The organism is Microbispora hainanensis (assembly GCF_006874475.1).
GTDB lineage: Bacteria > Actinomycetota > Actinomycetes > Streptosporangiales > Streptosporangiaceae > Microbispora > Microbispora hainanensis.
Genome location: NZ_VIRM01000001.1, coordinates 154,249 through 181,051, shown reverse-complemented (window position 1 = coordinate 181,051; position 26,803 = coordinate 154,249). Strand labels below are relative to the sequence as shown.

At 68.2% G+C, this 26,803-nt stretch carries 24 protein-coding genes and 1 tRNA gene; 17 read left to right on the top strand and 8 right to left on the bottom strand.

Annotated elements, in window-relative coordinates; genetic code table 11:
• Positions 1-116 precede the first annotated feature (116 nt).
• Positions 117-1,157, top strand: coding sequence for an ATPase BagA (bagA, locus tag FLX08_RS00820; protein ID WP_142616080.1), 1,041 nt, complete (start codon positions 117-119; stop codon positions 1,155-1,157).
• Between the two features lie 52 nt (positions 1,158-1,209).
• Complete coding sequence (bagB, locus tag FLX08_RS00815; protein WP_142616078.1) at positions 1,210-2,349, top strand: ATPase BagB; 1,140 nt, start codon at positions 1,210-1,212, stop codon at positions 2,347-2,349.
• A gap of 125 nt (positions 2,350-2,474) precedes the next feature.
• On the opposite strand, the gene FLX08_RS00810 is transcribed toward bagB, so the two are convergent.
• Positions 2,475-2,771 (bottom strand): WhiB family transcriptional regulator, encoded by a 297-nt coding sequence (locus tag FLX08_RS00810; protein ID WP_030506755.1) that lies wholly within the window; start codon positions 2,769-2,771, stop codon positions 2,475-2,477.
• Between the two features lie 258 nt (positions 2,772-3,029).
• Here FLX08_RS00810 and FLX08_RS00805 point away from each other — a divergent pair, with 258 nt between their 5' ends.
• Entirely contained in the window at positions 3,030-5,291 is a 2,262-nt protein-coding gene (locus FLX08_RS00805; protein ID WP_142616076.1) for a transglycosylase domain-containing protein, read from the top strand.
• Positions 5,292-5,440: 149 nt separating this feature from the next.
• Here FLX08_RS00805 and FLX08_RS00800 read toward each other — a convergent pair whose 3' ends face one another.
• The gene (locus FLX08_RS00800) at positions 5,441-5,896 is read right to left on the bottom strand and encodes a GatB/YqeY domain-containing protein (RefSeq protein WP_142616074.1); all 456 of its coding nucleotides are present in this window, start codon (positions 5,894-5,896) and stop codon (positions 5,441-5,443) included.
• A gap of 80 nt (positions 5,897-5,976) precedes the next feature.
• On the opposite strand from FLX08_RS00800, the gene FLX08_RS00795 reads away from it, so the two are divergent.
• The 6 genes from FLX08_RS00795 (at position 5,977) to FLX08_RS00765 (ending at position 11,771) form a co-directional block, all read left to right on the top strand.
• A complete protein-coding gene (locus FLX08_RS00795) occupies positions 5,977-6,909 on the top strand; it encodes a metallophosphoesterase (protein WP_142616072.1) in 933 nt (310 codons plus the stop codon).
• A 35-nt stretch (positions 6,910-6,944) separates the two neighbouring features.
• Positions 6,945-7,021: transfer RNA gene (locus FLX08_RS00790), tRNA-Pro, on the top strand.
• Positions 7,022-7,724: 703 nt separating this feature from the next.
• On the top strand, positions 7,725-8,123 hold the full coding sequence (locus FLX08_RS00785; RefSeq protein WP_142616070.1) for a hypothetical protein: 399 nt from the start codon (positions 7,725-7,727) through the stop codon (positions 8,121-8,123).
• The gene (locus FLX08_RS00780) at positions 8,110-9,825 is read left to right on the top strand and encodes a caspase, EACC1-associated type (RefSeq protein ID WP_142616068.1); all 1,716 of its coding nucleotides are present in this window, start codon (positions 8,110-8,112) and stop codon (positions 9,823-9,825) included. The genes FLX08_RS00785 and FLX08_RS00780 overlap by 14 nt, the downstream gene beginning before the upstream one ends.
• 453 nt (positions 9,826-10,278) lie before the next feature.
• Entirely contained in the window at positions 10,279-11,121 is an 843-nt protein-coding gene (locus FLX08_RS00770) for a hypothetical protein (protein ID WP_142616064.1), read from the top strand.
• Positions 11,122-11,327: 206 nt separating this feature from the next.
• Positions 11,328-11,771, top strand: coding sequence for a DUF6294 family protein (locus tag FLX08_RS00765; RefSeq protein ID WP_142616062.1), 444 nt, complete (start codon positions 11,328-11,330; stop codon positions 11,769-11,771).
• Between the two features lie 28 nt (positions 11,772-11,799).
• Here the strand turns inward: FLX08_RS00765 and FLX08_RS00760 are convergent, their stop codons facing one another.
• On the bottom strand, positions 11,800-12,414 hold the full coding sequence (locus FLX08_RS00760) for a DUF2218 domain-containing protein (RefSeq protein ID WP_142616059.1): 615 nt from the start codon (positions 12,412-12,414) through the stop codon (positions 11,800-11,802).
• Positions 12,415-12,626: 212 nt separating this feature from the next.
• On the opposite strand from FLX08_RS00760, the gene FLX08_RS00755 reads away from it, so the two are divergent.
• Positions 12,627-13,214, top strand: coding sequence for a TetR/AcrR family transcriptional regulator (locus FLX08_RS00755; RefSeq protein WP_142616058.1), 588 nt, complete (start codon positions 12,627-12,629; stop codon positions 13,212-13,214).
• A gap of 352 nt (positions 13,215-13,566) precedes the next feature.
• On the opposite strand, the gene FLX08_RS00745 is transcribed toward FLX08_RS00755, so the two are convergent.
• Positions 13,567-15,051, bottom strand: coding sequence for an RICIN domain-containing protein (locus tag FLX08_RS00745; RefSeq protein WP_208761204.1), 1,485 nt, complete (start codon positions 15,049-15,051; stop codon positions 13,567-13,569).
• 838 nt (positions 15,052-15,889) lie between these two features.
• On the opposite strand from FLX08_RS00745, the gene ehuB reads away from it, so the two are divergent.
• From ehuB to ehuA, 4 genes are read left to right on the top strand one after another with little or no spacing between them, the layout of a single operon-like run.
• A complete protein-coding gene (gene ehuB, locus FLX08_RS00740) occupies positions 15,890-16,822 on the top strand; it encodes an ectoine/hydroxyectoine ABC transporter substrate-binding protein EhuB (protein ID WP_142616056.1) in 933 nt (310 codons plus the stop codon).
• Positions 16,823-16,829: 7 nt separating this feature from the next.
• Positions 16,830-17,561 carry an ectoine/hydroxyectoine ABC transporter permease subunit EhuC gene (ehuC, locus tag FLX08_RS00735; RefSeq protein WP_244312171.1) on the top strand — a complete coding sequence of 244 codons (732 nt, stop codon included), beginning with the start codon at positions 16,830-16,832 and terminating at the stop codon, positions 17,559-17,561.
• Entirely contained in the window at positions 17,558-18,211 is a 654-nt protein-coding gene (gene ehuD, locus FLX08_RS00730; RefSeq protein ID WP_142616054.1) for an ectoine/hydroxyectoine ABC transporter permease subunit EhuD, read from the top strand. The genes ehuC and ehuD overlap by 4 nt, the downstream gene beginning before the upstream one ends.
• 31 nt (positions 18,212-18,242) lie before the next feature.
• On the top strand, positions 18,243-19,004 hold the full coding sequence (ehuA, locus tag FLX08_RS00725; protein ID WP_142616052.1) for an ectoine/hydroxyectoine ABC transporter ATP-binding protein EhuA: 762 nt from the start codon (positions 18,243-18,245) through the stop codon (positions 19,002-19,004).
• Positions 19,005-19,065: 61 nt separating this feature from the next.
• Here ehuA and FLX08_RS00720 read toward each other — a convergent pair whose 3' ends face one another.
• Complete coding sequence (locus FLX08_RS00720; RefSeq protein WP_142616050.1) at positions 19,066-21,393, bottom strand: glycoside hydrolase family 9 protein; 2,328 nt, start codon at positions 21,391-21,393, stop codon at positions 19,066-19,068.
• A gap of 169 nt (positions 21,394-21,562) precedes the next feature.
• On the opposite strand from FLX08_RS00720, the gene FLX08_RS00715 reads away from it, so the two are divergent.
• Complete coding sequence (locus FLX08_RS00715; protein ID WP_142616047.1) at positions 21,563-22,603, top strand: LacI family DNA-binding transcriptional regulator; 1,041 nt, start codon at positions 21,563-21,565, stop codon at positions 22,601-22,603.
• A gap of 100 nt (positions 22,604-22,703) precedes the next feature.
• Here the strand turns inward: FLX08_RS00715 and FLX08_RS00710 are convergent, their stop codons facing one another.
• A complete protein-coding gene (locus tag FLX08_RS00710; RefSeq protein WP_208761203.1) occupies positions 22,704-23,570 on the bottom strand; it encodes a hypothetical protein in 867 nt (288 codons plus the stop codon).
• 244 nt (positions 23,571-23,814) lie between these two features.
• Between FLX08_RS00710 and FLX08_RS00705 the strand changes: the two genes are divergently transcribed.
• The gene (locus FLX08_RS00705; protein WP_208761202.1) at positions 23,815-24,330 is read left to right on the top strand and encodes a DUF6624 domain-containing protein; all 516 of its coding nucleotides are present in this window, start codon (positions 23,815-23,817) and stop codon (positions 24,328-24,330) included.
• 69 nt (positions 24,331-24,399) lie between these two features.
• Here FLX08_RS00705 and FLX08_RS00700 read toward each other — a convergent pair whose 3' ends face one another.
• Complete coding sequence (locus FLX08_RS00700) at positions 24,400-25,005, bottom strand: TetR/AcrR family transcriptional regulator (RefSeq protein ID WP_142616045.1); 606 nt, start codon at positions 25,003-25,005, stop codon at positions 24,400-24,402.
• 128 nt (positions 25,006-25,133) lie between these two features.
• Here FLX08_RS00700 and FLX08_RS00695 point away from each other — a divergent pair, with 128 nt between their 5' ends.
• On the top strand, positions 25,134-26,561 hold the full coding sequence (locus FLX08_RS00695) for an MFS transporter (protein ID WP_142616043.1): 1,428 nt from the start codon (positions 25,134-25,136) through the stop codon (positions 26,559-26,561).
• Positions 26,562-26,582: 21 nt separating this feature from the next.
• Here the strand turns inward: FLX08_RS00695 and FLX08_RS00690 are convergent, their stop codons facing one another.
• A complete protein-coding gene (locus tag FLX08_RS00690; RefSeq protein WP_142616041.1) occupies positions 26,583-26,789 on the bottom strand; it encodes a hypothetical protein in 207 nt (68 codons plus the stop codon).
• Between the last annotated feature and the right edge of the window lie 14 nt (positions 26,790-26,803).

The following is a 26,803-nucleotide window of genomic DNA, read 5'->3' as shown; positions in this document are numbered from 1 at the left end:
GGCAGGTGACCCTTGGGTAGCCTTCCTCACGTGGGCGAGTGGAGCAGGCACGCCGACGGGAACCACCGCGCGACGATCCGCGGACGCGATCTCGCCGGCCGTCCGGAGGAGGCACGGTGAGTCAGCCGACCGGCAGTCGCGGCGGGAGCAACGGGGAGGCCCGTGACACCGACTGGGACGGCGTGCGCCTGCACATAGTGAGCGGCAAGGGCGGCACCGGGAAGACGACGGTCGCCGCCGCGCTCGCGCTCGCCCTGGCCGCGGGCGGGCGCAAGGTGCTGCTCGTCGAGGTCGAGGGACGGCAGGGCATCGCCCAGGCGTTCGACCTGCCGCCGCTCCCGTACGAGGAGCGCAAGATCGCCGTGGCCCCCGGCGGCGGGGACGTGTACGCGCTGGCCGTCGACCCCGAAGAGGCCATGCTCGAATATCTCGAGATGTTCTACGGCATCAAGCGCGTGGGCAAGGCGCTGACCCGCATGGGCGTGGTCGACTTCGCCACGACCATCGCCCCCGGCCTGCGGGACGTCCTGGTCACCGGCAAGACCAGCGAGGCCGTACGGCGCCGCGACAAACAGGGCCACAGGGTGTACGACGCGATCGTCATGGACGCGCCCCCGACCGGCCGGATCGCCCGATTCCTGAACGTGACGCAGGAGGTCGCCGGGCTGGCCCGGGTCGGGCCCATCAAGAACCACGCCGACCTGGTGCGGGGCGTCCTCGCCTCCCCCGAGACGGCGGTTCACTTCGTGACGCTCCTGGAGGAGATGCCCGTCCAGGAGACGCTCGACGGCATCGAGGAGCTGCGTACGACCGGCCTGCCGGTGGGCGGCGTGTTCGTCAACATGGTGCGCCCCGCCGGGCTGCCCGAGGGCGTGCTGGAGGCGGCCGCCCAGGGACGGTTCGACTCCGCCGAGCTCGCACTCGGCCTCAAGGCGGCCGGGCTGACGGACGCCACGGCCCAGGCCCCCGCGGTCGCCGAGGCGCTCGCCCGCGAGGTGACCGAGCACGCCCTGCGGACCGAGCTGGAAAAGCGCGAGCGCGTCGCGCTGGAGGAGGCCGGCGTGCCGCGGTATGACCTGCCGCTGCTGCCCGACGGCGCCGACCTGGCCGGGCTCTACGAGCTGGCCGACGCCCTGCGCGCCCAGGGCGCCGCGTGACCTTCCGACCGAATGCATCAGATGAGTGCATCAGTGAGCGAAAGGCTGAGCTGTGACCAGGACGGCGCCCGCGCTGGACATCGACGCGATCTTGGATGATCCGGACACCCGGATCATCGTGTGCTGCGGCTCGGGCGGTGTCGGCAAGACCACGACGGCCGCCGCCCTCGGGCTGCGCGCCGCCGAGCGGGGCCGCTCGGTGGTCGTCCTGACCGTGGACCCCGCCAGGCGGCTGGCCCAGGCCATGGGCCTGACCGAGCTCGACAACACGCCCAGGCGCGTCGACGGCGTGGACGGCGCCGAAGAGGCCGGCGGCGAGCTGCACGCCATGATGCTCGACATGAAGCGGACCTTCGACGAGATCATCGAGGCCCACGCCGATCCCGAGCGCGCCCAGCAGATCCTGACGAACCCCTTCTATCAGTCGTTGTCGTCCAGCTTCTCCGGCACGCAGGAATACATGGCCATGGAGAAGCTGGGCCAGCTGCGCCGCTCGAACGAGTGGGACCTGATCGTGGTGGACACCCCGCCGTCGCGGTCGGCGCTCGACTTCCTCGACGCCCCCGAGCGCCTCGGCCGGTTCCTGGACGGCAGGCTGATCCGCATCCTCACGGCGCCGGCCAAGGCAGGCGGGCGCAGCGCGTTCAAGCTGCTCAACGCCGGTTTCGGCATGGTCGCGGGCATCCTGACCAAGGTCATCGGGGCCCAGGTGCTGCGGGACATCCAGATGTTCGTGACCGCGCTCGACGCGGTGTTCGGCGGTTTCCGCCAGCGCGCCGAGCAGACCTACCGGCTGCTCCAGGCGCCGGGTACGGCGTTCCTCGTCGTCGCCGCGCCGGAACGCGACGCGATGCGCGAGGCGTCCTACTTCGTGGAGCGGCTGGCCGACGAGCGCATGCCGCTGGCCGGGCTGGTCGTCAACCGCGTACACCGGCCACTGGCGCCGTCGCTGTCGGCGGCGCGCAGCTCCGCCGCCGCCGAGGACCTGGCCGCCAGGGGCGAGCACGATCTCACCGCGGCCGTGCTGCGGTTGCACGCCGGAAGGATGCAGCTCGCCTCACGGGAGCAGCGTCAGCAGGAGCACTTCACCTCGGCGCACCCGACGGTGCCCATCACGCAGGTGCCCGCGATGCCCGAGGACGTGCACGATCTGGCGGGACTTCGCCAGATCGGGCAACTCCTCGCGTCCTGAAGACGTGATGTCCGCCTGCGAAGACGCGACGTCTTCTGAAGACGCGACGTCCTTTGCGGACGGGACATCCGTCCTGAGGACGCGACGTCCGGCGTCCCGCTTCGCCGCGGGACGCCGCGCCGGGCTCAGCCGGCGATCAGCTCGTTGGTGCGCTCGTACTCTTCCTTGGCGGACTCCAGCAGGTCCCGCCAGGACTCCACATCCGGCCTGCGCCTGAGCAGCGCACGCCGTTCCCGCTCCGTCATCCCGCCCCACACCCCGAACTCGATGCGGTTGTCCAGCGCATCGGCGAGGCATTCGGTACGGACGGGGCATCCACGGCAGATGAGCTTTGCCCGGTTCTGGGCGGCGCCTTGCACGAAGAGTGCGTCAGGATCCGCACCTCGGCAGGCGGCACGGGAGGTCCAATCCGTGATCCACATGTTCGACCCCACTCCCCTTAGGTGGTCAGTCGTCGTTTCGGCCGACGGGCGCGGGCGTCGGGCCTCCTGGTTGCAGTAGCCGCAGAGGAGAAAGTACGCAACGAAACGATCGAACCGACATACCCCGGGGGGACCAAATTCCTGCATGGTCATGTCAGGCCATGTGGCCGGGAATGACTAGTCCTCCCCGCCGAAGGGTAATGCGGACCTGTGAAGTCGATGCCGGGAGAGTCACCAAACGGACGTACCCTTGGATCCGTGCAAGCTCACGGCAAATCTCTGGCATCCCGGACAGGTGCTGCCCTGCGCCTCGTCGGCGCCGCGGGCGTCGCGGGAGTGCTGGCGGCGGCGATTGCGCTACCCGCCGTGGGCGGGGCCGGCGTCACGGTCAAATCGAGCATCGAGACGCTGAGCCTCAAGCCGGCGAAGCTCGACGAACCGCCGCTTCCCGAGAAGACGGTCCTGCTCGACGCGCACGGCAAGCAGATCGCCCAGTTCTACTTCGAGAACCGGGAATCGGTCCCGATGGACCGTATCGCGCCGATCATGCGGAAAGCGATCGTGGCGATCGAGGACTTCCGCTTCTACGAACACGGCCCGCTCGACGTCGAGGGCACCACCCGCGCCCTGGTCAGGAACATCACCACGGGCGGGGTCACGCAGGGCGGCTCGTCCATCACCCAGCAGTACGTGAAGCAGGTGCTGTACAACAAGGCGGAGACCGACGAGCAGAAGGCCGCCGCCGTCGCGCCGACCGTCGGCCGCAAGCTCAACGAGATCCGCTACGCGATGGGGATCGAGCAGAAGTACAGCAAGGACGAGATCCTCAACCGCTATCTCAACATCGCCTACTTCGGCGCCAGCGCGTACGGCATCGAGGCGGCGTCCAAGCGCTTCTTCGGCAAGCACGCCTCTGAGCTGAACCTGGCCGAGGCCGCCACGCTGGCGGGAGCCGTACAGGACCCGAACGCCACCGACCCCAACCGGGGCAAGGAGTTCCGCGACCGGCTGCTGGCCCGGCGCAACGTCGTGCTCGACCGCATGGAAGAGCTGCACATCATCACCCAGGCCGAGCGCGACGCGGCCAAGAAGAAGAAGCTGGGGTGGAAGGACAAGGAGATCCCCGGCGGCTGCGAGGAGAGCGAATACCCGTACTTCTGCCTGTACGTGCGCAACGAGATCCTCAACGATTCGCAGTTCGGCAAGACGCAGAAGGCCCGGCAGGACTTCCTGGCCCGCGGCGGCCTGACGATCAGGACCACGCTCGACCCGAAGATGCAGAAGGCCGCGGAGAAGGCCATCAAGAAGTACGTCTTCCCGAGCGACAAGCCGGTCGCCTCCGAGGCGCTCGTCGAGCCCGGCACCGGAGCCGTCAAGGCGATGGCCTCCAGCCGGAAGTTCGGCACCAGCAAGAAGAAGAACGAGATGTCGATCAACGTCGTCGCGGACGCCGCGCACGGCGGCGGCACGGGCTTCCAGGCCGGATCGACGTTCAAGATGTTCACGCTGGTCACGGCGCTGAAGGAAGGCTACAAGTTCAAAGACGGCTTCAACGTCGGCAGCACCTACACGGCGCCCAGTTACTCGGCGTTCAAGGACTGCAAGGGCAACAACGTCGGCGACATCAAGACCCCGCTGCACAACGCGGAGGGCCACGGCGGGTTCCTGACCCTGCAGACCGGCACGTGGGGCTCGGTCAACACCTTCTTCCTCACCCTTGAGCAGAAGGTCGGCCTCTGCGACGTCGTCAAGACCGCCAAGGACTTCGGCATCAAGCGCGCCGACGGCGGCAAGCTCCAGGAGTTCGAGCCGTTCACGCTCGGCTTCAACGAGATGGACCCGGTCACCGTCGCCACGGCGTACGCGACGCTCGGCGCCCGCGGCAAGTACTGCGCGCCGATGGCCATCACCGAGATCACCGACCGCTTCAACAAGGTGACCTCGTTCAAGCCCAAGTGCAAGCAGGTCGTCGAGGCCGAGGTCGCCGACGCGGCCACGAACATCCTGTCGGGTGTGTTCACCAAGGGCACCATGTCCGGCGTCGGCGGCATCGGCAGGGACGCGGCCGGCAAGACCGGTACGGGCGACGTCTCCCGCACCGTCTGGTTCGCCGGATTCACCCCCGACCTGGCGGGCGCGGTCAGCCTCGGCGACCCGCGCGGCCCGGTCCGCTACCCGCTGAGCAACCGCGTCATCGGCGGCCGGTCGTACGGCTCGGTCTTCGGGGCCAGCATCCCCGGCCCGATCTGGAAGGAGACCTTCCTGACGGCGCTCAAGGGCGTCGAACCCTCGTCGTTCGTCAAGCCGGACATGGGGAGGTTCGGCGGCTGCGCCCACCAGTGCGCTCCCCCGCCGAAGCCGAAGTCCGAGCGGGGCGATGGCGACGGACCCGGTGACGGTCGCGGAGGCGGACGCGGCGGCGACGGCTTCGGCAACGGTCGTGGCGGTGGGCACGGTGGCGGGCCCGGCGGTGGCCGCGGTCCGGGTGGCGGCGACGCGCCCTTCAACCCGTTCGGGTGATCTTCCCCTGATGGGCCGCTCCTCTCACCGGGGAGCGGCCCATCGGCGCTTCAGCCTCGGCCGAGAGGCGAAGTCCTCGCCTCGGCGCTCGGGCGAAGTTCTCAGGCCCTCAGGCTGTTCTCGGACGCCCTCGGACTGATCTCGGGCCTTCAGGCGGACAGGCGGGCGCGTACGGCCTGGGCGACCCGGCCGCCCTCGGCGCGGCCCGCGACCTTCGGGTTCAGGATCTTCATGACCTGACCCATGGCCTTGGGGCCCTCCGCGCCGCTCTCGGCGATCGCCGCGTCGACGAGCGCGTTCAGCTCGTCGTCGCCGAGCTGGGCGGGAAGGTACTCCTCCAGCACCGCCTGCTCGTCCAGCTCCGCCTGGGCCTGCTCGGCCCGCCCGGCGCCCGCGAACGCCTCCGAGGCCTCCCGGCGCTTCTTGGCCTCGCGGGTCAGCACCTTGATCACCTCGTCGTCGGAGAGCTCGCGGGCCTCCTTGCCGGCGACCTCCTCGACGTTGACGGCGGCCAGAGCCATCCGGATGGTCCGGACCCGAACCTCGTTACGGGCCTTCATCGAGGCCGCGAGGTCGGCCTTCAGCTTGTCCTTCAACGCACTCATGCGTCCATCTTGCCGTGCTCGGGCTCCCGTCTTCGCCAGGTTATGCGGGAGGCGGGCCGTACGTCGGGCATCATGGCTGTGTGAGGAAAGCAGCCGCGATTCCCCTGTCCGTGCTCGGCCTCGGCATTGCCGGAGTCGGCTACGCCTCGGTGATCGAACGAAACTGGTTCCGGCTGCGCCGGTTCGACGTCCCCGTCCTGGCTCCGGGCCAGCGGCCGGTCCGGATCCTGCAGATCTCCGACCTGCACCTCACGCCCCGGCGCCACCGGCTGATCTCGTGGGTGCGTTCGCTGGCCTCGCTCAACCCCGACCTCGTCGTCAACACCGGCGACACGCTGGCACACCCCGACGCGGTCGAGTCGTACATGTACGCCGTGGAGCCCCTGCTCGACCGGCCGGGCCTGTTCGTCTACGGCTCCAACGACCTCTACGCCCCCCGGCCGAAGAACCCCGCCCGCTACCTGTGGCGTACGTCTAAGGGAGACTCCCGGCAGCACGTGCCGAACCTGCCGTGGGCCGAGCTGGGCGCCGCGATGCGGGAGGCCGGCTGGCTGGACATGAACAACACGACGGCCCGCCTCAAGGTGGCCGACCTCGACGTCCACGTGGGCGGCATCCACGACTCCCACATCGACAGGGACCGGTACGACGAGATCGCGGGCCAGGCCCCGGTGGACGCCGACCTGCGGCTCGGCGTCATGCACTCGCCCGAGCCGCGCAACATGTCGCGGTTCGCCCAGGACGGATATCAGTTGCTGCTGGCCGGGCACACCCACGGCGGACAGCTCTGCATCCCCTTCTACGGCGCGCTGGTGACCAACTGCGGCATCGACCGCGCCCGCGTCAAGGGGCTGAGCAGGCACGAGAGCTCCTGGCTGCACGTCTCTGCCGGGCTCGGCACCTCGCCGTACGCGCCCGCGCGATTCGCCTGCCCGCCCGAGGCGACCCTGCTGACGCTCGTCCCCCGCCGTCCCGTCGCGCCGGATGACACAAGCAGCCGCAAAGTCCGCTAGACTTGCCGAGGCGCAGGACGAAAAGTCCAAGCGACCGGGGTGTAGCGCAGCTTGGCAGCGCGCTTCGTTCGGGACGAAGAGGCCGTGGGTTCAAATCCCGCCACCCCGACCATGTAGTACCAGCTGAGAGGCCGGTTCCGAAGATCGGAACCGGCCTTCCGCATTGCTGAGCGACTAAGCCGTGCGTTGGGTCCGAAGGTCCGTTTGGCCCTGGCCTCCTACTCGACCTCTCCACAGACATAGTCAGCGACCGCGTCGTCCGCCGAATGGCCGTCGTCCACGAACGCCACCCCCGGTAGTTGTCACGCCGCAAGTCCCTCTTAATCTGGGCGACCATGCGGCGGAAGTTCCGCGCCGACCCCGCACCCCCGGCCTGAGCCAGCGGCAGCAGCCGCTTGGCCGAAATCTTGCCGGCGAAGATTTCATGGCCGGGCAGACTCCCTGAGCGGTGATCTTGTGAATGGCTGACATCGTCACGATCATCGTTCAGGGGCACACCCTCCCCATGAGACGCGGACGCGCAGAACAGGAGTGGGACTAAAACTCGCCACCTGCGGCTACTGTTACATGGCCACGGACACACCCGCCAACCGACCTGCCGATTTCACATACCGTCACCAAGTCGCTGAATGTCCCCAACCCAGCAGCTCACCAGGCCATCTCACGCCGCGAACGCACCCAACCCCCTCTACTCGGCCAAGTGGTAAAAGCCGACATAACTTGTCACCATCTGGCGCTCGAGCATGCCACTAGTTATGCTCGGAGACAAACTTCCTTAATAGCCTTTCAGGCACCCCGTTGAGGAGTCTTGCACCGTGGAAGAACGTAGGGCTCGATCCAACGGGTCTGTCTCGATTCGGATTGAGATCGGTCTAGGGCCATGGGGGTTACCGGAAGAGGTCGCCCAAGCCGCCATCCTCCTGCGTCGAGACCTTCTGCAGCTCGATATTATTTCGGTAGACGCGGTTCCGAGCGCTCCACCCGAAGGCGCGAAAGGTGTTGACGTCGGCGCCATTGGCGTGATGCTCGTCAGCCTTATCGAGCCCGCCGGAGTGACGGGCGTGATCGACATGATCCGGGCGTGGGCAGGCCGAGGCCAGGGGCGTTCGGTGAAGGTCCAGCTTGGCAAGGACGTCCTGGAGGTCACCGGCGTCTCCCGGGAGGACCAGCGTAGGCTGATCGATCATTGGATCGAGCGTCATGCCAAGTCCTGAGCCTGGTTCTTACGCGCTTATTGTGGGGGCGGATACCTACGCCGATAAGGCGCTGGGACAGTTGAGATCTCCGACGCACGACGGTCGCGAACTGTCCGACGTCCTGTCGGATCCAAGAATCGGCGGCTTCTCCACCCGCCAACTATTCAACCGGCCCGCCTATGAGGTGGCGGAGGAGATCGAGGGGTTCTTCGCCGACCGCCGGCCCGACGATCTTCTTGTGATGCACCTTTCCTGTCACGGTGTTAAGGATGAGTCGGGCCGCCTCTACTTCGCCATGTCATCGACCCGGCTTGACCGGCTGGCAGCCACCGGTCTTTCCGCGGCGTTCGTGAACGAGCAGATCGACCGCAGCAGGTCCCATAAAATAGTCCTGCTGTTGGATTGTTGTTACAGTGGAGCGTTCCCTCAGAACCTCACCCCCCGGTCGTCCGACCGTATGGGTCTGGATCGGTTTCAGGGACGCGGCCGCGTGGTGATTAGCGCGTCCACCGCCCTGGAATATGCGTATGAATCCGACACTAGACTCCTGAGCGGCGCCGGGCGACCATCCGTGTTCACAGGAGTGCTGGTCGAAGGGCTTCGCACGGGCAAGGCCGATGTCGACAACGACGGCATCGTGTCGGTGGACGAATTGTACGACTACCTATTCGATCACGTTCGTCAGATCACACCGCACCAAACCCCCGAAAAGATCAGCACAGTGCGAGGCGAGCTGATCATTGCTCGTAACCCCCGATGGGCACCCAACGCGCAACCCGCAGCTTCCGTCAGTACAGACTCCGGACAAGACGACGCCGAAGATGAGTCAGCCAAGGGAACCCGGCCTTTCCGGCTGGTGGCCAATACACCCGTTCCTCCAGCGGCGCCCCTGTCGACAGCACCCGCGTCGACGAGGCACGAGTTGACGGAGCCTAAGCCAACCGCGGCCGCGCCGCCTGTGCTCCCGATGCCTCCAATTCGGCCTCGTAAGAAGACATCCGGCCGACGTAAAAGCGTGCTAGGAATCATCGCGGTTGCGGGCGCGATCACCGCAGTGGTGGTGGGCTACCTACTCGCGACCAACTTGGCCCGACACGATCCGCCCGCGGCCCTAGTACCCTCACTAAGCGGATTGGCCAAGAAGGCCGCGATCAGTCAGCTGACCCGTCTCGATGTGACCCCGATACTGGTCGAGGAGAACAGCGATACGATCCCCGCCGGCATCGTTATCGACACGGACCCCGCCAGCGGACAGCTCATTTACACAGGCGACTCGGTGACATTGCGAGTGTCCCTGGGCCCAAGCTTGTCGTCGGCGCCGTCGCCGTCGTCATCGCGGTCGCCCTCGCAGTCGCCGTCATCATCGCGGTCGCCCTCGCAGTCGCCTTCATCATCGCGGCCGCCGTCGTCATCGCCACGACAGACCCCCCCAAGGACGAAGAACACACCCAGGCCTACTGTGGAAGTGCCTTCCGTGATGGGTCTCACGCTGGCGAACGCGCGGGATAGGCTACTGGCCGCTGGTTTCAAGGTCAGGTCTACCATGCAGTCGAGCGACGTCGTCCCGCAGGGCAGCGTGATCGACCAGTTTCCGCAGCCGGGGGCCAAGCTCGAGACGGACGACACAATCATGCTGACCGTCTCCAGCGGCCCCTCGCAGGAACCGCCCACGGACCTGCCGACCGATCAGCCGCAGGGGGACAACCCATTCGGTAACTAGCGTGCCGGACTCCGCGGACAGCCCATTCGTGCGGGCAAATCGGTGACTTTGCGGGTTCCCCTAGGCCCGGATCTATCCCCCGACGTCGCCATCGCCACCACGACCTCCCCAATGCTGAAGATCTGCCACGACGAACGCCTTCCGCTCTCGCACGGGGGTGCGGGCCTTTCTGTCTGCTATCGACGAGCCTTGTGCGGCCCAGCTCAGGGAGCAGCATCGCCAGCTGCGGGTTTCGCCGCGCGAGGAGCTTGACGACGATGTCGGGACATGGTGCGCGTGGCGTGCCGCCGACGAGGTTACTCACGAGCACAACCAGGGCATGCGGGCGGGCATGGCACCTTCCACGGTGCCGTGTCCGCCGCGCGACGCCGGGCGCGCTGGGGCGAACAGAACCTCTCGCGTTCGGGGTGTCGGCGGGCTAACGTCGAGATCCACCTCCACGTGGAGCCGCCGATGACCGTCCCTGCGCCGCCCTCCCGTCTCTACGTGCTTCCCGCCACCGCCGCACCCGTCGCGCTGATCATGCGCCGAGGTCCGGCCGACTGGTGGCACCTGATGAAATGGGATCTCCTCCGTTGCGAGGTGACGCCCGGCGCCTGGCTCCGGGGAACTCTTTATCCACGTCGGTGTGCTGTTTCGCCCGACGGCACGCTTCTCGGTTACTTCGCGCTCGGGCACGGGCAGTCGCCGTGGAACACCTATTTCGCGGTGTCCAAAACGCCGTGGCTGACCGCGCTCACGGCTTGGCACACGTACGGCACGTGGACCGGCGGCTGCGAATTCGCTCCGGACAACAGCCTGACGATCTCCGCTTCGATGAACAAGAAGCCCTTCCACGGCAGCTATCCCTATCGTGTGACGGTGCGGGATCTCGACCGCGACTGGGTGCGCCGGGACCTGCAGAACGAGTTAAATCGCGGCTGGCGGCCCCTGTCCCAGGAAGCAGTCAAGCGGCTGCCCCTGGAATTACGCCAAGCCGTGCTCATCGAGCGCATCCGCCCGGGCGACGACCACGCCCTGGTATTGGCCCACACCGGCACCGACTTTCAGCGGCACGGCATCGAGGGCGTTCAGGTGAGTTATCTGCGAAAGGAGGCCGACGGTACTTTCACGCCGCTGCCCGAGGCCGTCTGGGCCGATTGGGACAGCGAGGGACGGCTGCTCATGGCCACCCGCGACGGCCTCGTGACGATCATCGATCGGCAAGCGGGCTCGTGGACGGCGCTCTGGTCCCAGGACCTGCGCGACCTCACCCCGGCCCCGGCGCCCTCCCCTCACTGGGCGCAGGAATGGTAGCCGCTTCACCAAGGCATTAGTTTCGCCGGGAGCGCAGGCCGTGCCGGTGGCGCAACGGCGATATCCCGGAACGTGGAGGGGTGCTGGCACCCCCATGATCCTCAAGCTGCCATCATCGACCCGCAAACCCGTCCGTCCTTATCTTTTTAAACGTCGGAAGGAATCACCGGAATCACCGGAAAAAGAAAAGGAAGGACGAGATTTCCATGAACAGGATTCGCCGGACGATGGGCGCGGTCTCGGTTCTCGCCACCCTGGCCGTGGGTGTGACACTGCCGGCCGCTGGAGCGGCCAGCGCGTCCGCGAGCGCGTCCAAGACGTTCGTCTGGGACCACGACATCCGCCGGGGCGACTGCACGCTGTTCCAGCAGACCAAGCTGGTTCTGACCTCGGATGGAAAGGCCAGATTCGAGGGTGTGGTCACCAGCGGTGACGACCACGACGCCTGGCTCATGTGGCTGACGCTCAAGGATCGCGACGGGGCCGTGCTCGGATCCGTCTTCAACGACGACCCGGTCCCCGGCGACAGCACCAAGTTCGTCAAGAACCTGCCCAACCACCGTGACCGGCAGCGCTGGTTCGCCTACGGTACGTTCGACCGCGGCCTCTACCCGCTGATCAAGAAGGTGGGACTGCGCGCCTCGTGCTGAGCCGGTAGGCACGTGTCGGGCGGCGTCCCTAGGTATGCGACCGGTGCGGTGACCTGCGCTTGCGGAAGCGGGCCCACGTGATCAGTGCGATCTTCACCACGACGAGCACGATGACGATGTCGGCGGCAGCGGCGGTCCAGTGTGATTCCGCTATGACCGTGCCTGCCAGGCGGACGTGCAGGCCGATGACGAGGAGGAGGGCCGGCGCCAGGAGGACGGTCCGCAGGCGCGGCCGGGGAAACCTCCGCCGTGGCGTGGCCGGGGTCGCACCGCTGACGGAGGCGTCTGGGGGTTCCTGGCGCTGCCAGGCCACGGTCAGCGACTCGCGACGGCTGAACCGCTCGAAGTCGCGGGTGACGATGTCGCGTATCCGGTCCAGGCCCTCCTCGTCCGGTGCGTCGATTCGAACCACGAGGACGCCGGTGTCGGCGGTCAGCGTGCATTCACCCCAAGGGGTGAAGGTGACGGTTCCGCTGGTGTCCGACCACTCGGCGGTCACCCGCACCTCGCGGCGGGCGGCCGGTCCGTGCGGGTGGAGCCGGGCGGTGTGGCCGCCGCCGCCCATGGCGGCCGCGTGCTTGCAGAACTGGGCGAGGTAGCGCCCGGCCCGTTCGGTCTGGAAGCGAGCGTTCAGGATCGGCATCGGGGACTCGTCTCTGGTGGAGGGATTCGGCGGCGGTCGCGACGGCGGGAATCAGGCGACGCGATCCTGTTCGTCGTTGACGACGTGGACAGAGGTGTCCGTTCCTTGGGGGCAGCCGCCGGCGGTTGTCCGGGGCGATCGAATTTATCGATACATAGTGTCTAGGGCAATGACGCAATGTCGCGCAAGGGGACGGTCTGTATGATCTGGGCGTGCCCAAGCTGTGGACCGAGACGATCGACGCGCATCGCGCGGCGGTTCGGGATGCCGCCCTGAACGCCATGGCGGCGCTGGTGGCCGAGCGCGGACTGGTCGCGCTGACGATGTCGCAGATAGCCGAACGCGCCGGTGTCGGGCGCGCGACGCTGTACAAGTACTTTCCCGACGCCCAGGCCGTCCTCACCGCGTGGCACGAACGCCAAATCACCGAACATCTCGACCGGCTCACCACCGCGGCCGACCCGGCCGAGCCGGCCATCGTACGCCTGCGGGCCGCGCTGCGAACCTTCGCCGAGATCCAGTACCACTCGGCGCGTCATCACGGCGGTGAGCTCGCCGCGCTGCTGCATCGCGGTGAGCACGTCGGGCGTGCGCGGCATCGGCTACGGGAGTTCGTGGCGAACCTGATCACCGAGGCCGCGCAGGACGGGGATCTCCGTGACGACGTGGCGGCCGGGGAACTGGCCGACTACTGCCTGCACGCCCTCACCGCGGCCGGCGCGGCCGACAGCCATGACGCGATCCATCGCCTGGTCGCCGTCACCCTGGCCGGGCTGAGCGCCCCGCCTCCCCTGCCGTGATCCGACGGGGTTCCTGATCCGGTTTGGCCCACGGGTCACGGCGGCCCGTACGGCCCGGCGGGCCAGGATCTCCGACGACGCCGAGATCGACGCGCACGTGGCCGCCATCCACGCGGGCGAACTCGGCCTGACACTCGCGCCGCTGATCTCGGCCTGGGGACGCCGGTCCAGCCGAGCACCCGCCGGCACTCGGTTAGGTGCGGATCCAGGCGTTGTCCGACCTGCTCACAGCGCTGTTCGTCGAGGGGACCGCAGGATGCCGCTGTCCGGATCCCGGCACCGAGCGCACAGCACGAGATCGGCACCGGGGAGGGGGACGTACCGCGGACCCGCGGTCACGTCGAGACGACCGTTAGACGGCCGTGCGCGACCACTGCTGATTGGCGCCGGTGTTGCACGAGTACTGCTTGAGGATCACGCCGTCCGCGGTGGAGGCGGACGGTACGTCCACGCATTTGCCGCTGTGTCGTGCGCGGAGCTGGAAGTAGCCACCGTCGGCGACCATCTGGAACTGCTGATTGGTGCCGGTGCCACAGGTGTACTGGATGAGCTCGGCACCGTCGGCGGTTGAAGCGCCCGTCACGTCGAGGCACTTTCCGCTGTGGCGGCTGACGATGCGCCAGTAGCCACTGCCGGCGTCCTGGAACCGCCATTGCTGCCACGGGTTGCCGCCGTAGGGGTACTGGCCGACGCGCGCGCCGTTGGCGGTGCTCGCTTGCAGGACGTCCATGGTCTTGCCGCTGTGGCGTACGTCGATCCGGTAGAAGGGTTCGGTCTGCGGCGAAGACGAAGACGAGGGTGAAGGTGAGGGGGTGGAGCCGCCGATGGTGTCACCCCAGGCGTAGCGGATCCGGTCGGCGCCGGATTGGTTGCGGATGCTCAAGGTGAGATTGGTGCCACTGCCGCCGAGGGCGTACATCGAGTACCAGTCGTAGCCGATGTCGCCCGGCTTGCCGCCGAGGGCGGGCCAGTAGGTGCCGCCCATCTGGTTGTCACGCATGACCTGCGCGACGGCGCGGAGGTAGCGCACGAAGTTGTCGGTGCTGTTCGCGTCGGCGTAGTTGAGGCCGGTGGACATCGGCGCGCCGAATTCCGTCGCGATCGCACGGGAGGCGCAGTTGCCCAGAAGCGTCTGGATGTGACTCCGGAAAGCGTCGTAGGTCATCGCGCTGTAGAAGAAGGCGTAGTAGTGGAAGGACAGCAGCGTCGAGTTGAAGCGGCTGTCGTTGCAGATGTCCCGGAGGTCCTGGCTGAATCCGGTGCCGCCGATGAGCACCCGGCCGGGCACCGCCGAGGTGTGAGTGCTGAGCCAGTTCGCTGCCACGTTGCGCCAGTCCGCCGACGAGTAGCCGTGCGGCTCGTTCATGGGCTCGAAGTAGACGTTGCTGTTGGAGCCGTACGTGTTGGTCACGGTGGACCACATCGAGTTCCACGCGGCGAGGTTCGTGATCCTTCCGCCGGAGGCCGCGCCGTCCTCCCAATAGGCCAGGATGACCTTGAATCCACGGTCGGTGGCGGCGTCGATGGCGCCGCGATAGGAATTCCACCAGTTCGTGTTGGCCACAGTGTGAGTGTTGATAGGCAACCGGACAGTGTTGACCCCCATGGTGTATTCCATGTAGTCGTAGAGCGCGTTGGCCTTGGCTCGTACTGTCGCGTTGCTGTCGGACTGGCTCAGGCCCTGCAGGACGAGCGTGCCGGTGCTGAAGTTGTCACCCAGCACGGCCCAGTTCATGCCTCGGAATTGGCTGGTGGCGGCATTGGCCGACGGCGCGGGGACGAGGGCTGCCACTGCGGCGAGCACGGTCACCACAAGAGCGATCAGCAATCGGCGCAACGATCGGATGGTCCGCACTGATGAGTAATCATCAGACGCCATACTCAGTGCCATGAAATGTCCCATCACGAGATCCGAATTGCTGGGCCGAACTTTCACCTGCGCACACTGTTAGCGATAACATCACCACAGAGGCCTCACGCTAGAGAGGAGGCGGGAGTGCGTCAACAGAAAGGGAGACGACGCGCTCGAACCGCTGGTCCGCCATGGGCACCGCTGTAAATTTCAGGCCGACTTCCCGGTCACGCCAACACCCCGACGGCGCCGATGCGACTCCACCGCACCGGCCGCACGGTGCGGAGACCGCACCTGGCCACGGCCACGTGGCAGAACGGCTCCGGGGTGATCACTGACTCCCTGGTTATGGCCTTCCCTGCGGCGTGGCAGACCAGAATCTCGGGGTTTGCCCAGGTCACAGGTTGACATCAATGTCCCGCGAGCAAAATCACAAGATTGTTCGCAGGTGGAAGCGCGCCGTGCCCGGATCGCGACCGTTCCGTGACGACCCCGCAAGCCGTTCCGCACGGCGACCACATGCGTGCAGTGAGGACGTTTGCACTGGTCAAAGGTTAGTGGCCTGAACGATGACAGGAGCGAACGGCGCTCCGACGGCTCGAGAAGCGGAAAACCTGCGGCCCTACCCGGTCGCCCACGCTGTCAAACACTTCGCCCTCGAATCACGCAGAAGGGGCGTACAAGGCAGTCCGCTACGTTCGGGGGCCATGTTGGCGAAACACATCGCCGGTCCGATGAACGCGCGGAACGGCAAGGTCCGCCCGTTGCTGAAGATCCGCTCGGACAAGCATGGTGACGACAACGGGACGAACGGGAGCGAAACGTGACGGCCCACCGCTCGACACGTCGGGATTTCTTCAAGACCTCTGGGCTGACCGTGGCGGCGCTCGCCGGCGCCCCCGCCCTGATCTCCGGCTGTAGCCGCGTCGACAACGGCGGCAGTACGGGTGCCAGCGCCGAGACCGACCCGCTGGCCAAGTTCAAACAGGCCGGCACCATCAAGGTCGGCATCGCCAACGAGCAGCCGTACGGCTACCGCGACAAGGACGGCAACCTGACCGGCGAGGCCCCTGAAGTGGCCCGCGTGATCTTCAAGGCGCTCGGCGTGGACAAGCTGGAGGCGCAGATCGTCGACTCCTTCGGCTCCCTGATTCCCGGGCTGCAGTCCGGGCAGTACGACTTCATCGCCGCCGGCATGTTCATCACCCCCGAGCGGTGCGCGCAGATCGCCTTCTCCAACCCCGACTACGCCGCCGCCAACGCGTTCCTGGTGGCCAAGGGCAACCCCAAGAACATCACGAGCTTCGAGGACATCGCCAAGGGCGACACCAAGGTCGGCGTGCTCGAAGGCGCCGTGGAGAAGGGGTACGCGGAGAGCGGCGGCGTCAAGGGCGACCAGATCAAGGTCTTCCCCAACCAGAACGCCGCGTTCAAGGGCATTCTCGCCGGCCGGGTGGACGCCATCGCACTGACCGCCGTCTCGCTGCGCTGGACCCTCCAGCAGCAGTACGCGGACGAGCCGCTGGAGGTGACCGAGTCGTTCGTCCCGGTTGTCGACGGCAAGGAGCAGGTCGGCGCCGGCGGGTACGGCTTCCGCAAGAACGACACCGCGCTGCTGCAGGCGTTCAACGCCGAGCTGAAGAAGCTGCAGGACGCAAAGGGCGTGCTGCCGATCATCGAGAAGTTCGGCTTCACCCAGACCGAGGTCGACAACGCCGCCACGCTCACCGCACAACAACTGTGCGCGGGTTCCTGACACGAAAATGATCACTATCAATCCGTGCAGCGCGGAGTTGCCCGGCGCCCTCGGCGAGACGATGCCCTTCCTGTGCGACGGGACCGTGATCACGCTGCAGAGCGCCATCGGTGGCTCCGTGATCGCCATCGCCATCGCCCTGCCCGTGGGGCTGATGGCGACCTCGCGCCACCGGCGCGCGCGGGCCGTCGCCCGTGTCTACATGGAGTTCTTCCGTGGCACGTCGGTGCTGGTGCAGCTGTTCTGGTTGTTCTACGCGATGCCGCTCCTCACCGGCTTCCAGCTGGACAAGATCTTCGCCGGCGTCCTCGCGCTCGGGCTCAACCTCGGCGCGTACGGTTCGGAGGTCGTGCGGGGCGCGGTGCGCGCCGTGCCGCGCGGCCAGCGTGAGGCCGCCGTCGCGCTCAACTTCTCGCCGTTCCAGCGCATGCGGTACGTCGTCCTGCCGCAGGCGTTCGTCGAGATGGTCCCCCCGATGAACAACCTGCTCATCGAGCTGCTCAAGGCGACGTCGCTGCTGTCCGCCATCACCGTGGCCGACTTGGCCTACGAGGGCAGGCTGCTCGTCAACTCCGGCAGTGACCAGCTGATCGTCTTCGCGCTGTTGCTGGTGATCTACTTCCTGCTCTCCTATCTGATCACGTTGCTGATGAGGTTCGTCGAGAGGCGGGCCGCCCGGGTGGTGGGCCGTGAGAGACCGCGGCGCCGGGCCGCGCGGACAGTGGAGGCGGCCCGATGATCTGGGACTGGGACTGGACGATGGAGATCCTCCCGGATCTCCTCACCCAGGGCCTGCTCGTCACCCTCCAGGCGACGCTCGGCGGGGCGGTGCTCGCCTTCGTCCTGGGGCTCTTCGTGGCGCTGCTGCGCCGCTCGCGCCGGTCGTACATCAGCCGCCCGGTGGGGGCGATCAGCGAGTTCATCCGGAGTACGCCGCTGCTGGTGCAGCTTTTCGTCCTCTACTACGTGATGCCGGACTTCGGGGTCAGAATGACCGCGCTGACGACCGGGATCATCGGGCTCGGCGTGCACTACGCCTCCTACACCTCGGAGGTCTACCGGGCGGGCATCGACGGGGTGCCGAAGGGTCAGTGGGAGGCGGCGATCGCCCTCAATCTGCCGCGCCACTGGACCTGGATCAGCGTCATCCTCCCCCAGGCCGTACGCCGGTCGCTGCCCGCCCTGGGCAACTACCTCGTCGCGATATTCAAAGAATCGCCGCAGCTGTCCATCATCACCGTCGTCGACGTCATCGGACTCGCCCGCGAGCTCGGCTCCGAACGCTTCCGCTACCTGGAGCCGATGACCATCGCCGGCCTGTTCTTCCTCCTCATCGCGATCCCCGCGTCGATCCTCATCCGCCGTATGGAGCGCCGCTTTGACACCTGAAACCCAGCCCGCCGGGGCCGAGGAGCCCTTGATGATCCGGTTCGACAAGGTCGGCAAGCGCTTCGGTGACGTGTCGGTCCTGCGCGAGCTGGACTTCCACGTCGGACGCGGCGAGCGCGTCACGCTGATCGGCCCGAGCGGGTCGGGCAAGACCACGATCCTGCGCCTGCTGATGACCCTCGAACGGGTCACCTCCGGCACCATCCACGTCGACGGTCAGTGCCTTTCCCACATGCGGCGCGGCGACCGGCAGGTGCCCGCGGACGAGCGCCACCTGCGCCAGGTCCGCAAGAAGATCGGCATGGTGTTCCAGCAGTTCAACCTGTTCCCGAACATGAACGTCCTGCGCAACATCACCGAAGCGCCGGTCCGCGCCCTCGGCGTCCCACGCGAGCAGGCGGAGGATAAGGCGCACGAGCTGCTGAAGATGGTCGGCCTGGCCGACAAGGCACACGCACACCCGTCGCAACTGTCCGGCGGGCAGCAGCAGCGGGTCGCGATCGCGCGGGCCCTCGCGATGGAACCCGAGGTGCTGCTGCTCGACGAGGTCACCTCGGCACTCGACCCCGAACTCGTCTCCGGCGTGCAGAACCTCCTGCGCGACATCGCACACCAGGGCAACCTGACGCTGTTGTGCGTCACCCACGAAATGAACTTCGCCAGAGACATCTCCCACCGGGTCCTCATGTTCGACCAAGGGCAGATCGTCGAGGAGGGGCCGCCCGAGCAGATCTTCACCGAGCCGGCGCAGCAGCGCACCCGCGACTTCCTGCAGGCCGTGCTGGACGCCTGATCCCGCCTGGGTGGACGAACGTGGCCCCGCGCGGGGTTCGCGCGCGGGGGCCACGTGTGTGTCAGGCAGGGGTGCAGGTCAGCTGGGACGGAGCCGAGTTGGTGCCGTTCCACGAGCCGTTGAAGCCGAACGAGGTGGACGCGCCGGCGCCGAGCGTGCCGTTCCAGGACATGTTCGTCGCGTTAACGTTGGATCCGTTCACCGTGTATGAGGCGCTCCAGAGCTGGGTGATCGTCTGGCCGTTGGGGAAGGTCCAGGCGATCGTCCATCCGTTGATGGTGCCGGTCCCGGTGTTCTTCACGTCGATGGTCGCCCCGAAGCCGCCGGGCCACTGGCTGGTCACGGCGTACGTCGCGGTGCAGGCCTTACCCGTGCTCGGCGAAGGCGAAGGCGACGGAGACCGCGACGGGGACGGGGACGGGGACGGCGACGGGGACGGCGACGGGGACGGGGACGGCGACGGGCTGGGACTGGGCGAAGCCGACGGTGAGGGCGAGGGCGACGGCGACGGGCTGGGACTGGGCGAAGCCGACGGTGAGGGCGACGGGCTCACGGATGTGCCGGCGTTCTCCGCGGTCCACGCGCTCACCCACGCCAGCACCGCGTTCCAGTTGATCGCGACCTCGTTGACCGACCAGGCGTTGATGTCGTCCAGGTAGCACTTCTGCGGCCTGCACCCGCCGAGCCTCTCCTGGGCGACCGGGTCCTGCAGCCCGCTGTTCGGGCCGCCGGCCAGCGCCCCGGGCGGCGCGATCGGCAGTGACGAGTCGAGCTGGTGAGCCCAGAACCTGTGGTGGACGTTGCGCGAGGGCTGGTCACCGTATCCGGTCACGTACGACTGGCCCATCGGATTGCGGCCGAATTCGTACGCCATCGTCTCGAACACCCCGGTGCGGAAGCGTTCCTGCCCACTGAAGTCGTAGGCGAGCGCGAGCAGCGCGGCGTTGTTGAGGATCAGGTTGTTCGAGCCCCAGATGTAGCCTCCGCCGGGCGGCGCGAACGGCACGGGGTAGCCCTGGCCGCGCATCGCGGTAAGCAAGGTGTCGCCGTTGCTCACGAAACGGTTCCGCAGCTGCGTCCCGATGGTGGAGGTCAGGCCGTTCGGCACGAGCGCGAGCGTGATGTCGCCGAGTGAGCCGACCTCCGACCACTGGGCGCCTTCGTTGGTGAAGCTCCTGCCGTAGTAGAGGGACGAGCCGGTGAGGTCGTCGCGGTAGGTCTGCTTGCCCGTGGTGACGTACAGTTCGGCGGCCGCCCAGTAGAACTCGTCGGTCACCTTGGTGTCGACGTAGGAGCCGCCGCCCTGGTCGTCGCTGCTCGGGGCGATGACGGACGGGTTCGCCTTGGCCGCCGCGTACGCCTTCTCGGCGGCGGTGAGGCAGCGGCTGGAGAAGGCCGCGTCGATGGAGGCCCACACGCGGGCGCACTGCGCGGCCGACGCGGCGAGGTTCAGCGTGGCGGCGGTGGTGGGCGCCGACAGCAGCCGGGGCTGGGGATCCTGGTCGGGCCGCAGCGGCAGGCCGGTCCACGCCTGGTCGTGGATCTTGGCATGTGCCATGCCCGCCAGCGGCCTCCCGTCCGGGACCTGCATCTTCAGCATGAAGTCGATCTCCCAGCGGGCCTCGTCGAGGATGTCGGGCACGCCGTTGCCCCGCTCAGGGATGGCCATGGTGCCGTCGCCGAAGGCCGCGGGGTCGGCGCCGGGGACGTTCTTGGCCCGCTCGTAGATGTTGACGAGCTGCCAGGCCGACATGCCGCCGTTGACCACGTACTTGCCGTGGTCGCCGGCGTCGTACCAGCCGCCGCGGACGTCCAGGGTGTAGCCGCAGCTCGTGCGGCAGGGCACGGCGTTGTCGCCCTGATTGGGCGAGACGTTCACGTGCCCGGCGGGCCGGGCGTACTGGCTGCCCGCGTACTGACCCTCGATCGCGATTCCGCTCCGCTGGTGGTAGAAGAACGCGAGCGCGTCGTACGGGAGCTTCTTCCAGGCGCCCACACTGACATCGAAGGGCCGGCTGGACTCGTTGCCCACGGTGAGCACGAAATTCGTACCCGTTCCCGTGTACGACGAGAAGTCGATTTTGTGAACGGCGTCGCCCGAGGGCGCGTCCTGCCCGAAGACGGTCGTGGTTCCGGTCGCCACCACCTGGTCGGCGTCATTGAGCAGACTCCACGTCAGCGGCGAGGTGGAGGAGCTCACGACAGTCGCCTGCTTGGCCATGCCCGGCGCGTAGGCGACCTGGTTGACCTTGATGTTCTGCCCGAGCGGCGGCCGCGTGACGGCGTGCACCGGGCTCGTCGCGGTCACGACGGCGAACGACGCCGCGCCGACGGCAAGCGCCAGGGACAGCGCCGCCCGGGGGCGACGCGTCCATCCTGGCTTCTTCATGATTAACACCTCCGGCCTTTATGTTTCGTGACCGCATCATGGAGGCGCGAGGTGGCAGGAGGACACTCCCGAGCCGAACGCATTTCGCTGCCGCAGGTCAACGGACCGGATCGACGAATGATTCTGAATTTTTCACGAATGGTGTCGCGAGTTCTCTAAACTTCCGTGGGTGACCGGCACAAGCCTTCCCGCTGAGCTAGGACCGCGGCGCCGCCAGGAGATCACGGTCGCGCAGATCGCCAGGCTGGCCGGGGTGTCCCCGCCGACCGTGTCCAAGGTGATCAACGGACGCCCTGGTGTGTCGGTCGCCACCCGGCGCCGGATCGAGGAGCTGATCCGTGAGCACGGTTGGCGGCGCCGGCCGGAGAGGACCGAGTCGGCGGCCGTCATCGAGGTCCTCTTCCAGGCCCTCGACAGTCTGTGGGCGCTGGAGCTCATCCGCGGCGTCAACGAGGTCGCCCAGTCCTACGGCCTGACCGTGGCCGTCACCGACATGCATGGACGCAACTCTCCGCATCACGGGTGGATCGAGGAGGTCCTGGCCCGGCGCCCCTCCGGTGTGATCGCCGTCTCCGCCGAGCTGAGCGACCACGAGCACGCGCAGCTCGCGAGCAGGTCCATCCCGCTCGTCGCACTGGACCCGTACGGCGAGCCGAGCCACCGGGTCCCCTCTGTCGGGGCGACGAACTGGAACGGCGGCCTGTCGGCCACCCGCCACCTGCTGGAGCTCGGGCACCGCAGGATCGCCATGATCAACGGTCCGGCGACCCTGATGTGCTGCCGTGCCCGGCTCGACGGCTACCGCGCGGCCATGGAAACCGCGGGGGTGCCCGTCGACCATCGGTTCCTGCGGACCGGCCCGCTCTACGTGGAGACCGGCCGCACCGAAGCGCAGGCGCTGCTGGCCCTCCCCGACCGGCCCACCGCCGTCTTCGCCGGCAACGATCTGCAGGCACTCGGGGTCTATCAGGCAGCCCTGCGGGCGGGGTTGCGCGTGCCCGACGACCTCAGTGTCGTCGGCTTCGACGACCTGCCGCTCGCCCAGTGGACGGACCCGCCGATGACCACGGTCCATCAGCCGCTCGCCAAGATGGGCGCCGCCGCCGGGGAACTCGTCATGGCCGTCAGCGCCGGCGACGCGTCCGAACAGCACCGCATCGAGCTCGCCACCCACCTGGTCGTACGCGGGAGCACCGCCTCACCGCCCTGACCGGCGGCAGCCGGGCACGAGCCGACGGAGCGATCCTGCGCCGCCGCCGGAGCGGACCGGGGCGGGCCGGGACGACCTGTCGTCCCGGCCCGCCCGTGGGTCAGGCGAGCAGTGGGTGCCAGCCGTCGCGGTAGCGGACGCCGCCGCGTCGCAACCGGACCTCGTCGTGCCAGGTTCCCGGCACGGGTTCGACGCGGACCATTTCGGGCCGGTCCACGACGACGCACACCTCCTCGCCCGGCCACCACCAGCCGCCGGAGCGCACCAGCGCGGCCCAGTGGCCGAGGTGCTCGAGTTCGTCCGGCCTGTAGGAGGCCAGTCCGAGCCGGTGCAGGGCGTCGTAGTAGCCGACCCATGCGGCGTCCTGCTGGCCGTACCAGCAGGTGGGTAAGGGCCCGCCGCCGGTCAGGGCGGTGCGAATCGGGATGCGATATCCGTGTGCGAGGCTCCGGTGCAGTGCGGTGCGGATGCCCTGATGCAGCACGACACCTAGGGGAACGCCGGTGTCGAGCGCCTTCAGCGGTGGCAGTTCGGGCCAGGGGTCGCCCCGTTTGCCCCTTCGTGTCGGGGAGAGCTCAGGGTCGGCGTGGGAGACACCGGCGCTGAGCGCGCCGCGCAACTGGGACTCGAGCATGGCCAGATCACTGGCCAATGGCGGTGTCCCCTGCGGATGAGGATCCCGGATCCACCCGTAGAGCCGGTCGAGAGTGGGCAGACCGGCGACGAGCGGGATCGCCTGCGCCGGTGAGTCGACCCATTCGAACCGGGGCTTCGGGCGAGAGATCCTCGCGTAGATGACGGTGAGGCTGTGTTCGACGGCCCGCCGGTCGGCCGGCTGTGTGGACAGACCGTGGTCCAGCCACTCCTGTCGGATCTTGACTGCTTCCTGCCACCGGTCGTGAGCGCTCTTGCTCCGTACGTCGGCCACAGGTTCGGCGGCGGCATAGCGCCGCGTGAGCGCGGTCACCGCGCGTGGGCGTCGCCGCCCTTCCGGTTGGAGATCATGCCTTGATGATGGCCTGTGATCCGCGGTGCGCGCAACCGCTCGTACGGCCGATCCCGCCTCGGCCGCCGTTCGCTCGGCAGCGGACGGACCGGTTTCGGCGACCTGGAGAATGCGTGCGAAAGCGGGGCCGGATCACGTGCATCCGAAATCGATTGGGCAACGTCGAGAAGGTGACCGGACGTCGCCCGCGGCGTAAATTCGGAACGTGACCGACGACGAACTGCGGGCGGAACTGCTGAAGCGCATGAAGGTCGATCAGGATATCCGCGAGCCGGCCGATGAGCCTCCGAGCCAGGAGCGCATGGCCCAGTGGAGGAGCATCGATCGGGACAACACGGCATGGCTGCGATCGGTGGTCGGCGCGCGCGGCTGGCCGCTGTTGTCGCAGGTAGGAGAGGAAGCGGCGCTGGCGGCATGGCTGCTCGCCCAGCACGCCGACGCCTCACCCGAGGTTCAGCGCGAATTCCACCGAGCGCTTTCCGACGCCGTTTCCCGGAACGAGGCGAAGCCCGCGCATCTCGCCTACCTCGAAGATCGAATTCGCGTGGGTTCCGGCCGTCCCCAGCTCTATGGAACGCAATTCTTCAGGGACGACAGCGGTTTCAGGCCACACCCGATAGAGGACGCGGATCGCCTGGACGACCGCCGCGCCGCAATGGGCCTGGAGCCGTTCTCGCAGTATGAAGCGCAAATGCGGCGCCTGTACGGGGGCTCCGTCTGAGGCCGTTCTCGCCCTGCTGAAAAAAGTACGCACCGACAGGTGGGCAGTTCGGGTGCCCACCTGTGCTGTTCAGGTGAGGGCGCCGGCGCGGGCCGCTGCCAGGGCGGCCGCCGCGGCCCGATCGGCCGCCGCCTCGTCCAGGGGTTCCCCGGTGTTGAGCAGGGCGTAGTAGAGAGGCGCGGAGACGGCGGCGATCACCCGGCGGGGGTCGGTGCCGGGGGGCAGCTCGCCGCGTTCGATCGCGTCGGTGACGCAGCCGGCCCATTCGTCGATGCGTACGGCGTAGAAGCGGCGCAACGCCTGCGCGGCCTGGTCGTTGCAGAGCGAGGCGGCGATCAGCGCCTTGAACAGCCGTCCCTGGCGGGGATCGGTGAGGGTTTTGAGCACCAGGTGGGCGTTGTCGCGCAGATCCCGGTCGATGTCGCCGTTGCGCGAGCGGGGCAGGGACCGCTCGGCCATGTCCTGGAGGAGGTCGGCGGCGAGCGCGGCGGGCGTGCCCCAGCGGCGATAGAGGGTCGTCTTCCCGACCCCCGCGATACGGGCGATCTCACTGAGGTCGAGACCGTCGAAGCCCTTCTCGGCCAGGGTGTCGGCGGCGGCTTCGAGGACGGCCTCGCGGACGCGGGCCGTGCGTCCACCTGGGCGGACGGCACCGGGCGGTGGAGTTGCTGCCATGACGGCTCCTTCCCAAGGGTCACTATCGGGACCGCCGTTCCCTTAAGGCGACGCGTGGTGCTAGTGTCCCCCTCAGTCTAATGGGACGGTAGACCCGTTAAGTCGCCTCCCTGAAGGGGGTCCCCGTCATGTCCACCACGAAATCGCCGCCGGCCGCCGCTCACGAGGCGTCACGCCTGGCCGGCCGCTTGAAGGTCGTCCTCGCGGTGCTGCTGGTCGCCCAGTTCATGCTGGCCGTCGATTTCTCGATCCTGAACGTGGCGCTGCCCGCGATCGGCGACGACCTCGGGTTCTCGCTGGCCGATCTGCAGTGGGTCGCCACGGCCTTCGCCCTGTGCGCGGCCGGTTTCACTCTCTTCTTCGGCCGCATCGGCGACCTGATCGGCCGCAAGCGCATCTTCCTCGGCAGCCTCGCGCTCCTGGGCGCGGCCTCGCTCGCCGGTGGGCTCGCCCCCGGCCCCGGGGTGCTCATCGTCGCCCGCGTCGCCCAGGGGCTCGCCACCGCCGCCGCCACCCCGGCCGGGCTCGCCCTGCTCACCACGTCGTTCCCCGAAGGCCCGCTGCGGCAGAAGGCCCTGGGCCTGAACGGCGCGCTCATGTCCGCCGGGTTCACCGCCGGTGCGGTGCTCGGCGGCGTGCTCACCGACCTGCTGTCGTGGCGCTGGGCCTTCTTCGTCAACGTCCCCGTCGCCGTGGCCGTGCTGCTCGTCGCCCCCGCCGTCATCGCCGAGTCGCGTCCCGCCGCCCGCCCCGCGGTCGATCTGCCCGGCGCGCTGTCGGTCACCCTCGGACTGCTCGGCGTCGTCTACGGCCTGACGCGGGCGGGCGAACACGGCTGGACCGAGCCCTTCGCCCTGACGGGCCTGCTGACCGGGGCCGTCCTGCTGGTCGTCTTCTACCTCGTCGAGCGCCGGGCCGCCCAGCCCCTGGTCCCGGTGCGCGTACTGCGCAAGCGCACGGTGGCCTGGGGCAACGTGCTCGGGCTGCTCGCCTTCGTCACCGAGACGTCCCTGGTCTATCTGCTCACCCTCTATATGCAGAAGACCCTGGGCTTCTCGGCGCTCGCCGCCGGGCTCTCCTTCGGCGTCCTGGGAGCCGGGACCGTGACCGGCGGCGTGCTCGCCCCGAAGGCGATCGCCCGTACGTCCACGACGGCCGTCCTGGTCGGCGGCGGGCTGCTCCAGGCCGTCTTCACCGCCGTCCTGATCTTCCTCGGCGACACACCGGCCTCGATGGGGCTGCTGCTGCCCGCCACCTTCCTGGGCGGCGTGGGCAACATGCTCGTCATCGTCGGCTTCATGGTCACCGCCACCACCGGCCTCCCCGACCACGAGCAGGGCCTTGCCACCGGTCTGGCGTCGATGTCCCAGCAGGTCGGCATCACCATGGGCACCCCGATCATGTCGGCGATCGCCACCGCCACGGCCGGGGGTGTGGCGTCCGCCGGGGCGATCCTGCACGGCGTCACGACCGCCGTCATCGTCAACGCCGTACTCGTCCTGCTGGGCGTCCTGCTCGCCGCGGTCTTCCTGCGACGCGACCGCGCGTACGCGTGACCGGCCCCGGGGCGGCACGCCTCACCGGGAGGCGAGCCACCGCCAGCGGGGCAGTTCGAGCACCACGGTGACCGCGGCCAGCACGGTCACCGGTACGGCGGCGAACGCGGGCCAGGCGACCCACGCCGCCACGACCGCCGCCACGAGCTGCAGGAGGACCAGCGCGATGGTCACCGTCCCGGGCACCGCGACGATCATGTTCCGCTTGTCCCCCGGGGTGGAGGACATGCGGGCAATCTACC